Source organism: Nocardia sp. NPDC051052 (genome assembly GCF_044456045.1).
In the GTDB taxonomy this organism is placed as follows: domain Bacteria; phylum Actinomycetota; class Actinomycetes; order Mycobacteriales; family Mycobacteriaceae; genus Nocardia.
Map to the genome: position 1 here is coordinate 410,089 of NZ_JBITFL010000005.1, position 11,615 is coordinate 421,703.

Genomic DNA, 11,615 nt, shown 5'->3' on the forward strand with positions numbered 1-11,615 from the left:
ATTCGGCGATTTCGGGCGCGTGTAGTCTCCATTCGACTCCGAAGTTGTCATGCTCTGTCTGTCGGCGGCGCGCACGTGGTCACGGTGGGCACCCCCGCAGTTCGATCGCTGATCCGTACCAATCGCCGGTTAAGTGGGCGCGACGAGAGGGTTTGATCTGTGAAATTGATTTGGCTGGTGGGTCCGGCGCTGGTCGCGGTGGTGGTGTCGGGGTGCTCCGACGACAAGTCAGCGGGCAAGGAATCGTCCGCGTCGAGTAATCCGGGGACTTCCAGTTCGGAAGGGACAACCACCACGGCGGGTGACGACAGCGAAACCGGTGGCGGCGTGCGGATCGCGCTCGGCGAGACCAAAAAAGTCGCCGTTCCGGCCGACGCCGTGATGGATATCCGGATGCCCGCGGAGTGGGGACCGGTCGCAAATGAGCTGCGCTGCACGGTGGTCGACAGTTCCGGCCGGAACGAAGATCTCCGGTCCTCGGATGTGAAGAAGACCGAATCGATGAATGGCAAGGACTGGCTGACGGTGTGGACATTTTCCGCCGCCCCGGTCGGCGATGTCACGGTCGGCTGCACCGATCCCGACTCGAAAATCGCCGCCGCACACCCCGACGCGTTCGTCCGGGTCGTGCCGCGCGGCGTGTTCCCGGTCCCAGCTCCGCGCTGAGCCTGCGTCAGCTCCGCTGCGAGGCGGGCGCCCAGTTCGGACCGTCGGCCCGGGCGAACTCGCGTTGCGGGTCCACCGCGTAGACGATTTCGACCGAGCCGCCCGGCAACGCGCGGGAACTCTCGAAGGTCAGCCCGATATTCGGATCCAGCGAATCGGTCAGCCGCATGCCCCCGCCGAGCAAGAACGGCAGCACCACCAATTCGAGCTTGTCCAGCGCGCCGAGCGCGCGGAAGGTCTCGATGGTGCGCGGCCCGCCGATGAGGTGGACGTCGCCGCCGCGGTTGGCCGCGCGCAGCTGCTCGAGCAGGCGCACCGGATCGCTGTCGACGGTGACGTGGTCGGGTGTGCCCGCCGGACGATGCGACCCGAGCACGAACACCCGCAGATCCGGCCACGGCCACCGGTTGTTGGTCAGCGCGGGCTCGAAGGTGGTGCGGCCCATCAGCGCGGCCTCGCAGCTGCCGAGGAACTCCGCGATGCCGTGACTGCCCGGCGCGTGGACGGGATCCACCACCTGCGGCGGCCAGCCGTTCGGGGTGGTGATGTATCCGTCGGCACTCGTGCACAGGCGAGCCAGGATCTGCATGGTACTTCCTTCCCTCGGGGAGATCGGTCCTACGTAAGACGATGGCGCACGCCGAAACTCACCGCTGCCCGATTAGACATGTCGGGGGGTGGCGGTAGCGTCGGGGATGTGGACGATGCCTGGGATGGTCTGGGGTATCGGGAGCGGCCGTCCAGGTTCGGGCAGGCCGTCGTGTGGACGCGGACGGTAACGGCGGCGGACGCCGGCTCGCCGGTGCTGCCGGATGGATGCATTGATCTGTTGTGGGTTGGTGAGCGGCTGGTGATCGCCGGGCCGGATACCCGAGCCCATCGCCCGGCGGCGGTGGTGGGGACGCGGTACGCCGGTATTCGGTTCTTTCCGGGGACGGCGCCCGCGTTGCTCGGTGTGCCCGCGGCGGAATTACGGGATCGGCGGATCGAGCTGGCCGATGTGTGGGCGTCGGGAACGGTGCGGCGGCTCAGCGAGCAGCTCGCGGCGGCCGACGATCCGGTACTGGCGCTGGAGCGGATCGCGCTGCGGCGGGCGGGGGAGGTGGACCCACCCGATCCGGTGCTGCGGCGGGTGGTGGCGGCGTTGGCCGCGGGGTGGTCGGTGGCGGCGACCGCCGAGGCGGCCGGGCTGAATGCGCGACTGCTGCATCGGCGTTCGCTGGCGGCGTTCGGCTATGGACCCAAAACCCTGGGGCGGGTGTTGCGCATGCAACGCGCGTTGGCGGCGGCGCGCAGTGGAGTGTCGTTCGCCGACACCGCGGCGGCGACCGGGTTCGCGGACCAGGCGCACTTGGCGCGGGAGGTGCGTGATCTCACCGGAATGCCGTTGGGGCAGGTGCTGACTCGGTCAGCTGCCGCGGTGCCGGACGGAATCGACCTGCTGTTGGCGACTGGCTGATCAGTCGGCGGTCGGCAGCGCGGCGTAGAGGTCGACGCCGTTGCCGTCCGGGTCTTGGACCACGGCGTAGCGCTGACCCCAGAAGGCGTCCCATGGCTTCATCTCGCCGTGGTAACCCGCCTCGATGAGGTCGGTGTAAACGGAGTCGACCTCGGCGGGATCGGCGCAGCGAAAGGCGAGCCCGACCCGGCCCGCGCCGGTCGGGTGTTGCCAGCCGATGTGGAAGGACTTGACCGTGGCCTCGGTGTCGAGTGCCAGCCGGAAACCGTTGGGCAGGGCGGCTTCGGCGTGCGGCTCTTGCTCGGAGCCCGCGGAGAAGTCGAGGCCGAGGCGGCGGTAGAAGGCGACCGAGGCGCTCATATCGGTGACGACTATGCCGACGAAGTCGAGTTGTGGAGTCATGTCAGCACCGTAGCCAGCCACGCCGCGGCCGGTCTTGAACGAATCGGACAGCTCAGCGGGCCAGGGCGGGGACGAGTTCGGCGATGAGGTTCTCGACCAGGATCTGGATGCGGTCCCGGATGGTGCGGACCACGTCGATAGTTTGCTCAGATGGATCGGGGAGCGGCCAGTCGCGGTAGCTGATGCCGGGGAAGAACGGGCACGCATCGCCGCAGCCCATGGTCACCACCACATCGGAGATGCCAACCGCGTCCATCGTCAACGCCTTGGGGGTCTGGCCGGCGATGTCGATGCCGACCTCGGCCATGGCGGCGACGGCGATCGGGTTGAGCGCGGCGGCCGGCGCGCTGCCTGCCGTCCTGACCTCGATCCGGTCGCCGGCGAGCGCGTTGAGGAACCCGGCGGCCATCTGCGATCTGCCCGCGTTGTGCACGCAGATGAACAGCACGCTGGGCTTGTGCGGCATAGAAGCGCCTTTCGGTGAGCGGATCTGAAGCAGGGATTGTCTGTGCTGCCAGATAAGGGTTATCCGGCGTGTTGGGGCCGAAACGCTGTCGAAGCGTATGGGATACGTATACCAGCGTTGCGAAGATCGTTACTGCGGACAGGTCCTCGTCCGCATTGACACCCGGTGTGGTTCGGTTTGCGCTGGGGGTGCTGGATATCGAAAGTCATTGCTGCACAGCGGTTGCCAGGAAGGACGGCGATTACTGCGGTGCGATTCCTGACGGGATCGACAGGACACCCTTTTCGGACTGGTCGGTTTCGTAAGTGGGTGGGCGTCGGTATCGGCTCGCGCGACGCGCGCAGGTCGAGAGTCATTGGCGCGCAATGTGTTGCCTTGGGAACGCGGCAGGCATCCGAACGGGGCGGTATTGAAAGCTATTGCTGCACAATAAAAAACGGCGCTGTGGCCGGTGGTCACAGCGCCGTCATCGGAAGTCCTCAGATCGGACGGAAGTCGATCATTCTGCGCAGTCGCGCGCGATCACGCTCGAGGCGGCGCGCCTCATAGGCGATCGGGAAGTACCGAACCCGTTCCGGCAGCAGCGGAACCGCACGGGCGATCACCCAACCGAGCGCCCGCAGCTTGCGCTCATCGGACTCGCTCCAGGTCAGGCCGAGCTTTTCCCGTGCGACCTCGGGTGTCGTGCCCACCGTCACGAAGTACTGCATCCGTCCGACCGGCGCGACGGCCCGGCGCCAGAGGGGCGCGAACACGCGCGGCAACTGCTTCGGCGGCGCGACGGACCGGATCACCCGCAGGTAGTCGCGTGCGGTGCCGGTGGCCTCCAACTGGTTCGCCACCATGTCGGCGAAGAACGCCTCGAACTCGGGGTAGCTCGCCGGAATCTCCTTGGGCGCCACCGAGAAGTTGCGCATCAACTGCACCATCTCCTGGTAGACCGCCTCCTTTTCCGCTGGGGAGAGCGGGTCGCGGGCGAAATACTTCGCGTTCTCGGCGAAGGCGAACGTTCCGGTGTGCAGCACCCAGGCCCACGGCCCGGAAGCCAGCGCCTTGTGCCGGACGCCGTGCGCGTCGGTGGTGTTGAGCGAGGCGTGCATGGTGCGCAGTCGATCGGCCTCGGCGAGGGCTTCCTCGCCGCCGTAGATCCACATCATCACCGACGCGATGCTGCGCAGGGCGCGACCCATCGGGTCGGTGCGGAAGGTGGAGTGCTCGTCGACCACCGCGGAGATGCTCGGCTCCATGGTCTGCAAGAGGAAGGCCGAACCCGCGGTCAGCGAGAAGGTGATCAGTCCGGTCTCATCCCACAGGCGGGTGCCCGGCTCGAACGGGCGGCGTGGCGCGGGCGTGTGCGCGCTGGTGGATTCGAGGGCGGCGGACGCGGTCATCGTGATCTCCTTTGATCAACACCCGTAAAGCGATGAGAGGATTAGCGTAACATCCTCTCATTGCCTTGTGTAGGCCGAATCGGGCACGGTGGTTCCGCATTGCCGGGCGCCCTAGGCTTTGGTGCTATGACGAGCGAGTGGCGCAGCCGCGACGGCCGCATCGGGGTGCTCACCGGGGCGGGTATCTCCACCGACTCCGGCATTCCGGACTTCCGCGGCCCGCGCGGGGTGTGGACGAAAGACCCGATCGCCGAACTGCTTTCGACCTACGACAACTACCTCGCCGATCCGGAACTGCGCCAACGCGCGTGGCTGGCGCGGCGCGACAACCCGGCCTGGGCGGCGCGACCCAACGCCGCGCACCTCGCGCTTGCCGAGCTGGCGCAGGCCGGGCGCGCGGTCACGATCATCACGCAGAACATCGATCGGCTGCATCAGCGGGCCGGGTTCCCGGCGGATCGGGTGATCGAGATCCACGGCAACATGTTCGAGGTGGTCTGTGTCGAATGTGATTACCAGACAACGATGGCCACGGTGCTGGACCGCGTCGCGGCGGGCGAGGCGGACCCGCCGTGCCCGCAGTGCGGCGGCGTGCTGAAGTCGGCCACCATCATGTTCGGCCAGCAGCTGGACCGGCGCACCATGATGAAGGCCGCGCTCGCCGCGCAAACCAGCGCCCTCTTCCTGGCGGTCGGCAGTTCGTTGCAGGTCGAGCCCGCGGCCTCGATGTGCGCCATCGCCGTCGAGAACGGCGCGGACCTGATCATCGTGAACAACGAAGCGACACCGTACGACTCGATGGCCACGGAGCTCGTCCGCGAACCCATCGGCACCGCGGTCCCACGCCTGGTCGACGAGATCCTGGCCGCCCGCGGATAACCGACCCGTGCGGCTCTTGTTGCCCCGTACCGCGGGTGGGACATCGAGAAGCGTGCGCCCGCGCGGTCAGTCGACCGGCCCGAGGACCCGGTTCAGGTAGGCGTTGCTGAAGCGGCCCTTCGGATCGAACCGGCGCCGCACCTCGGCGAAGCGGTCCCAGTCGGGGTAGCGCTCGCGCAAGGTGTCCGCGGTCTGGAAGTGGCGTTTGCCCCAGTGTGGGCGGCCGTTGTACTTGTCGAACACGGCCTCGCAGGCGCGGAAGTACGGCTCGTACGCCATGCCCCGGTACTGGTGCACGGCGATGTAGCAGGTGTCGCGGCCGGTGGCGGGGGACAGGAACGCGTCGTCGAGGGCGACCCAGCGGACCTCGATCGGCATCGCCGTGTGGAATTTCGTGGAGAGGTCCTTGATTTCGCGGATCGCCGTCGCGGAATGCTCGCGCGGGATCGCGTATTCCATCTCGGTGAAGCGGAGCAGGCGCGGGGACGCGAAGACCCGGTAGGAGCGGTCGACCTGGCGGCGATAGCTGCCCGCGTAGGCGGCGCCGCGCTGAATGAATGGCACCAGTCGCGGCTGCCAGCGGCCGAGCTTGCACAGCGCGTCGAAGGTGTAGTTGGACATCAGGATGTCGGTGAACCAGTCGACGGCCTTGCCGCGCGGCTGCTCGGGCAGCTCGACGGGATTGTTGCGCTTGGTCATCGCCAGCGGGCTGTGCCCGAACATGTAGAACTCGAAGTGCTGGTTGTCGTCGACGTAGGAATCCAGGTCGGCGAGGATGTCGTCCACGGCGAGTGGGCGCTCGATGCCCTCGAGTACAAACGACGGCACCAGCTGCAGCGTCACGGCGGTGATCACGCCGAGCGCGCCGACGCTGACCCTGGCCGCGCGCCAGCCCTCCGGATCGGTCTGCGCGTTCAACTCGACCCGGCTGCCGTCGGCGAGCAGCAATTCGATGGACTGCAGTGCGGCCGAAAGGTTTTGCAGGGTGGACCCGGTGCCGTGGGTGGCCGTGGCGGTGGCGCCCGCCACCGTCTGCACGTCGATGTCGCCCAGGTTGGGGAAGGCGAGGCCGTGCTCGTGCAGCGCGTTGCTCGCGGCGTTGAGGGTGATGCCCGCCTCGACTCGGACGCGTCCGGTATCGGTGTCGACGTCGAGGATGCGGTTGAGGTTCGCCAGGTTCAGCAATACGCCGTCGGTCAGGACGGTGTCGGTGAAGGAATGTCCCGCGCCCGCGACGCGCACGATCTGTCCGGCATCGCCGGCCCGGCCGAGGATCTCGGCGACCTCATCGGCGGTGCGAGGGGAGGCGATGGTGGCCGGCGCGCAGTGTTGGTCGCCAGCCCAGTTCACCCACGAGTTGGTCATGTGACCAACTGTAGGGGATCGGCGTGTGATATGGCCGACCAATAACGCAGTTGTTACCTTCTACGTCCCTGGCACGCGCCTTTTGCCTGCTCTACCTCGGTGTCGTTGAGCGGCGGCACCAGCAGCTGCTGCGGCGGGGTGCCCTCGGCCCGCACGCCGTTGAGCACGATCGCCATATAGCGCTGCCAGACGTCGGGATTGACCGACCTGGCGAACTCGGCGATGCCGTCGACCATGTGAATCAGCGCGAAGAAGTCGGAGGGCTCGATGCCCGGGGCGAGCACGCCTGCCTCTCGGGCCCGATCGACGATGCCCGTGACGGTCGGCTTGATTCGGTCGCGGACGACCACGAAGCGGTCGACATCGTCTTCCAGTTCGAGCATCACCTCGCTGAAGCCACGATTCTTCGCCATGTGCCTGCAGGCGTACTCGAAGAACTCGACGAGGCCGAACCAGGGATCCGCGTGCCGGAAGGCGGCGTCGGCCGCCTCGGCGAACTCGCTGATGCTCTGCTCGAAGACCTCGGTGATCAGTTCCTTCTTGTTGGCGAACCGGCGGTAGACGGTGCCGACGCCGACGCCCGCGCGTTCGGCGACGTCGTCGAGGGTGATCTCGAGTCCGTGGTCGGCGAAGAGCTCGCGAGCGGCGGCGATGATCCGCTGTTGGTTTCGGGCGGCATCGGCACGCAGGCGCCGGGGTGGAGAGAGGGCCGTGGCGTGATTCACACCCACATCCTATCAAGTATCGGGATTAAGCGGAGGCATTCTCTCCGTTATGGTGGTAGCTTCTTACGGTAACCGGAGGCGCCAACTCCGCATCAATACTTGAGACAAAGGGGACACATGACTACCACGTTCGACCGTGGGGCACCCGCCCCCGCTGAAACGGATCAGGGCCGTCGCGGCTCGCACGCCCTGCGTTGGTGGGTGCTCGCCGTCCTCGGCGTGGCACAGCTCATGGTCGTGCTCGACGCGACCGTCGTGAACATCGCCCTGCCCGCCGCCCAGCGCGACCTCGGCTTCAGCGATGGCGATCGCCAGTGGGTGGTCACCGGTTACGCGCTCGCGTTCGGCAGCTTGCTGCTGCTCGGCGGCAGGCTCAGTGACCTCTTCGGCCGCCGCAATACCTTCATCATCGGCCTGATCGGTTTCGCAGGCGCCTCCGCGGTCGGTGGCGCGGCCACCAGCTTCGAGATGCTGGTCGCGGCCCGCGTCGGCCAGGGTGTGTTCGGCGCGCTGCTGGCTCCGGCCGCCTTGTCGCTGCTTACCGTGACATTCACCGAACCGGGTGAACGGGCCAAGGCATTCGGCATCTTCGGTGCCGTCGCGGGTGCCGGCGGTGCGATCGGCCTGCTGCTCGGCGGCATGCTCACCGAGTGGGCGAACTGGCGCTGGGTGATGTTCGTCAACCTGGCCTTCGCCGCCGTCGCGCTGATCGGCGCGGTGCTGCTGCTGGCCAAGCACGTGACCACGAACCGCCCCAAGCTCGACATCCCCGGCACCATCGTGGTGACCGCGGCACTGTTCGGCATCGTGTACGGCTTCTCGCACGCCGAGTCGACCAGCTGGACCAACCCGGTCACGCTGAGCTTCCTCATCGGCGGCGCGGTGCTGATCGCGGTGTTCGCCTGGCTGGAGACCAAGGTCAAGCACCCGCTGCTGCCGCTGCGCATCGTGCTGGACCGCACCCGTGGTGGATCCTTCCTGACCGTGTTCGTGATGGGCATCGGGATGTTCGCGATCTTCCTGTTCCTCACCTACTACATGCAGCTGAGCATGGGCTACTCGCCGATCAAGACCGGCCTGGCCTTCCTGCCGATGGTGGCGGCCATGGTCGTCTCGTCCACCACGGTGCCCTCGTTCGTGCTGCCGAAGCTCGGCCCGAAGGTCGTCATGTCGGGTGGCTTCCTGATCGCCGCGGCCGGTATGGCCTGGCTGACCCAGATCGGCCTGCAGACGGGGTACTCCTCGCACATCCTGCCCGCGCTGATCCTGCTCGGCCTCGGCCTCGGTGGCGCGATGTCGACCGCGTTCCAGGGTGCCACCTCCGGGGTGCACCACGAGGACGCCGGTGTGGCCTCGGCGATGATCAACACCAGCCAGCAGGTCGGTGGCTCGATCGGCACGGCGCTGCTCAGCACCATCGCCGCCTCGGCCGCCACCGACTACCTGTCGACCCGCACGCCGGATCCGCTGACCGTCGCGCAATCCGCGGTGGAGAGCTACACCACCAGCTTCTGGTGGGCGACCGCGATCTTCGTGGCAGGTGCCCTGATCACCGCGGTGCTGATGCCGAACACCGTGCCGGTGCCGTCGGAAGGTGAGCCGGTGCTCGCGCACTGAGTTTTCGGCCGCGCGGGCGCGGCGTGTTCGTGGCCCCCGGATGTCTCGTGTCCGAGCCGTCGAGACTCGCGCCTGCGGCGCATGCGCTTCGACAGCTCGGACACGAGACGGGCCACGAACGGCGCTCGCAAGACTCGCGCTGTGGTGGTCGCCAGGGTCTGGAGTGTGGCGTTCCGCTCGAACGACACAGCGCCCGCGTTCAACGATGAACGCGGGCGCTGTGCGTTGGACTCAGCAGTTGCTGGGTGCCGGGGCACCGGCGAAGCGGTCGCCGAGGTAGTTGAACGCGTTGATCGCGCCAGGCGCGATCGCGGTGCCGTGGTCGGCGCCGGGGATCAGGTCGAACTGGACTCTGACGCCCTGGCCGCAGTAACGGCCGAGGACGTCACGCACCAGCTGCGGTGACACCTGGTCGTTGGCGCCGTGCCATTCGTAGATCGGGATGCGCGGGACGCCGGGATAGATCTCGATGCTGTTCTCGTGCAGGATCCGGACCACCGTCGGATCGGCGTCCATCGCACCGTAGAAGACATCGCTGAAGCTCTTGTTCGCGCCCGCGTTGATGATGTCGTTGGTGCAGGCATTGGCGATCTGGTCGCGCAGTGCGAAGCCGGCCGGGTTTAGGATCCGGTCCATCTGCAGCTCGGCCGGGTACTCCCGCTCCAGTCCGATGGCGGCGGCGAAGCCGAGGCCGAACAGCGGGCTGCGCTGCAACCCGACGTCCTGGGCCAGCTTGCCGATGTTCATCGGGACACCGCCCTGTGCCGCGCCGACGATCGGCAACTCCGGTGCGTATTCCGGCGCCAGCGCGGCGGCGAAGCCGGTGGCCATGCCGCCACCCGAGTACCCCGCCATGCCGACCGGGCTACCGGCGAGATCGGCTGGGCCGAAACGCTTTACGGCGCGGATACCGTCGAGGGTCAGCCTGCCGCCGAGACGCGCGGCCCCGTAGGAGCTGGTCGGTCCGAGATGATCGGGAACCGCGACCGCCCAGCCCCTGGCCAGCAGCATGTTCAGCGCGGGCGCCTCCTGCATGGTGCCGTCGAAGATGCTGTGCGAGGGTGCGCACCGCATGCCGAGTGAGTTGACGAACGGTTGATACGACACGACCGGACGGTTCATCCCGCCGCCCGGCGGCAGCAGCAGCGTGGTGACCGCGCCGATCGGCGCGTCGGCCGAATTGGTCGACCGATACAGCAACTGCCAGGCCGTCGCGCCGGCGAAACCGTTCGCGGGCACCGCCCTGCTGCGCATCACGTCGCCCGGCTGGAAGTTCGCGACATCCGGTGGCGCGCTGTAGAAACCATCGGCGTCGGGCACCGGATAGATCGGCGCGGCCACCGCGGGAGCCAGGTGTCCGAGACCGGCCGAGGCCGTCGCGAGTGCCACGATCGAGAGTCGACGCAGAGTCCGGCCGACGGCTAGCTGCCGTCTGCCTGAGGTTTGCTGGCGCACCGGTCGGCGAGGTTCCGCCGCCTCCGGGTGCGTATTCGGTTGTGCCCGCTGTGCCGCCATCGTTGCTCCGACCTGAGTAAGTGGGGGATGGAGGCAACTTCGGCCAAACCTTCAGGCCATTCGTACGCGGAACTCGGCCAGATGTCAATGAACAACGCTGTTCGTAGTGGGTTTCTTCGTGGGTCCGACTGAACGGACCGACCGGTCCAACCGATAACATTGCGCAGGTGGCGTTCGGCGCGGGCGGGTCCCCTGATCGACGCTCGCGGTAAATGTCATGGGATGCTTTGCTATCGGCATTCTGATGGTTCCGAGCACCGGGATGTGGGTAGCCCAGAGACTGCTGCGGCCCCGTTTCCGGTATCGGAGTGCTCGGCGGCTGCACCACTTTTCCCACCTGCCTCGGCGAGGTTCGTAGACTGCTCGAATCGGGCGCCGCGGTCCACGCGCTCGGCTCTTTCGGGGGAACGGTGGTGGCGTCGCAGGGGTGGATAACGGAATCGCTCGGCGGTCAACAGCAACGGCACGACGGAAGGGGGCCAGGCAGTGGGAGAAGCAGGACGGTGGCAACCCGCGGCGCGACTGACGGTGCTGCTCGACGAGGACGACACATGGCGGCACACGCCCCTGTATCAGGAGATCATCCGGCGCGCCCGCGACACCGGCCTGGCCGGGGCGAGCGTGTGGCGCGGCATCGAAGGCTACGGTGCGGCCTCCCGTATCCACACCACGCGCGTCCTGGACATGGCCGACCATCAACCGCTGGTGCTGATGCTGGTCGACGAACCCGCCCGGTTGCGCGCGTTCGTCGAGCAGAACACCGAACTGTTCACCACCCTCAACGTCGCGCTCTCGCCACTGGAGCTGTGGCAGGGAGCCGCCCGATGATCCTGCCGCTCGACGCGCCTGTGCACCATCGCGTAGATCGTGTCGTACCAGTACGTTTCGGTGCTCTGCTGCCGGTTGGCACGCCGACCGTTAACATTGTCGGTTCGGCGCTGCTCGGTGGATTGATCGGCGCACGTGCGGGCACTCGGCTGTCAGCCGCCGCCGGTACGGCTTCTCGCGGCGCGCTGACCAGGTTCAGCGGGTTCGGCTACGAGACGATCCGGCCGGTGACGGTCGCGGGCCGACTGATCGCGGTCTTCGTCGCCGCGTCCACGACACAGTGGTTGTGGCCATGATCCTGA

At 67.5% G+C, this 11,615-nt stretch carries 13 protein-coding genes; 6 read left to right on the forward strand and 7 right to left on the reverse strand.

Features of this window, described 5'->3' with window-relative positions; all coding sequences use genetic code 11:
* Positions 1 to 159: 159 nt before the first annotated feature.
* A complete protein-coding gene (locus ACIBCN_RS19655) occupies positions 160 to 666 on the forward strand; it encodes a hypothetical protein (RefSeq protein ID WP_396992999.1) in 507 nt (168 codons plus the stop codon).
* A 7-nt stretch (positions 667 to 673) separates the two neighbouring features.
* Here the strand turns inward: ACIBCN_RS19655 and ACIBCN_RS19660 are convergent, their stop codons facing one another.
* Positions 674 to 1,255, reverse strand: a complete 582-nt coding sequence (locus ACIBCN_RS19660; RefSeq protein ID WP_396993000.1) for a dihydrofolate reductase family protein — start codon at positions 1,253 to 1,255, stop codon at positions 674 to 676.
* A 108-nt stretch (positions 1,256 to 1,363) separates the two neighbouring features.
* Between ACIBCN_RS19660 and ACIBCN_RS19665 the strand changes: the two genes are divergently transcribed.
* Positions 1,364 to 2,125, forward strand: a complete 762-nt coding sequence (locus tag ACIBCN_RS19665; protein WP_396993001.1) for a helix-turn-helix domain-containing protein — start codon at positions 1,364 to 1,366, stop codon at positions 2,123 to 2,125.
* Here the strand turns inward: ACIBCN_RS19665 and ACIBCN_RS19670 are convergent, their stop codons facing one another.
* From ACIBCN_RS19670 to ACIBCN_RS19680, 3 genes are all read right to left on the reverse strand, one after another.
* A complete protein-coding gene (locus ACIBCN_RS19670; protein ID WP_396993002.1) occupies positions 2,126 to 2,527 on the reverse strand; it encodes a VOC family protein in 402 nt (133 codons plus the stop codon). It lies immediately after the preceding gene.
* A gap of 52 nt (positions 2,528 to 2,579) precedes the next feature.
* Complete coding sequence (locus ACIBCN_RS19675; RefSeq protein ID WP_396993003.1) at positions 2,580 to 2,993, reverse strand: arsenate reductase ArsC; 414 nt, start codon at positions 2,991 to 2,993, stop codon at positions 2,580 to 2,582.
* Positions 2,994 to 3,472: 479 nt separating this feature from the next.
* Positions 3,473 to 4,384: an oxygenase MpaB family protein gene (locus ACIBCN_RS19680; protein WP_396993004.1), complete on the reverse strand. Its 912-nt coding sequence runs from the start codon at positions 4,382 to 4,384 to the stop codon at positions 3,473 to 3,475.
* 126 nt (positions 4,385 to 4,510) lie between these two features.
* Here ACIBCN_RS19680 and ACIBCN_RS19685 point away from each other — a divergent pair, with 126 nt between their 5' ends.
* A complete protein-coding gene (locus tag ACIBCN_RS19685) occupies positions 4,511 to 5,263 on the forward strand; it encodes an SIR2 family NAD-dependent protein deacylase (protein WP_396993005.1) in 753 nt (250 codons plus the stop codon).
* A gap of 66 nt (positions 5,264 to 5,329) precedes the next feature.
* Here the strand turns inward: ACIBCN_RS19685 and ACIBCN_RS19690 are convergent, their stop codons facing one another.
* Together ACIBCN_RS19690 and ACIBCN_RS19695 are read right to left on the reverse strand one after the other, a co-directional pair.
* Positions 5,330 to 6,628: a D-arabinono-1,4-lactone oxidase gene (locus ACIBCN_RS19690; protein WP_396993006.1), complete on the reverse strand. Its 1,299-nt coding sequence runs from the start codon at positions 6,626 to 6,628 to the stop codon at positions 5,330 to 5,332.
* 53 nt (positions 6,629 to 6,681) lie between these two features.
* Positions 6,682 to 7,353: a TetR/AcrR family transcriptional regulator gene (locus ACIBCN_RS19695; RefSeq protein WP_396993007.1), complete on the reverse strand. Its 672-nt coding sequence runs from the start codon at positions 7,351 to 7,353 to the stop codon at positions 6,682 to 6,684.
* Between the two features lie 117 nt (positions 7,354 to 7,470).
* Between ACIBCN_RS19695 and ACIBCN_RS19700 the strand changes: the two genes are divergently transcribed.
* Positions 7,471 to 8,970 carry an MFS transporter gene (locus tag ACIBCN_RS19700; protein WP_396993008.1) on the forward strand — a complete coding sequence of 500 codons (1,500 nt, stop codon included), beginning with the start codon at positions 7,471 to 7,473 and terminating at the stop codon, positions 8,968 to 8,970.
* Positions 8,971 to 9,201: 231 nt separating this feature from the next.
* Here ACIBCN_RS19700 and ACIBCN_RS19705 read toward each other — a convergent pair whose 3' ends face one another.
* On the reverse strand, positions 9,202 to 10,377 hold the full coding sequence (locus tag ACIBCN_RS19705; protein ID WP_396993315.1) for a lipase family protein: 1,176 nt from the start codon (positions 10,375 to 10,377) through the stop codon (positions 9,202 to 9,204).
* 594 nt (positions 10,378 to 10,971) lie between these two features.
* Here ACIBCN_RS19705 and ACIBCN_RS19710 point away from each other — a divergent pair.
* Together ACIBCN_RS19710 and ACIBCN_RS19715 are read left to right on the forward strand one after the other, a co-directional pair.
* Positions 10,972 to 11,313: a DUF190 domain-containing protein gene (locus tag ACIBCN_RS19710; protein WP_396993009.1), complete on the forward strand. Its 342-nt coding sequence runs from the start codon at positions 10,972 to 10,974 to the stop codon at positions 11,311 to 11,313.
* On the forward strand, positions 11,310 to 11,609 hold the full coding sequence (locus ACIBCN_RS19715) for a fluoride efflux transporter CrcB (RefSeq protein WP_396993010.1): 300 nt from the start codon (positions 11,310 to 11,312) through the stop codon (positions 11,607 to 11,609). The genes ACIBCN_RS19710 and ACIBCN_RS19715 overlap by 4 nt, the downstream gene beginning before the upstream one ends.
* Positions 11,610 to 11,615 lie beyond the last annotated feature (6 nt).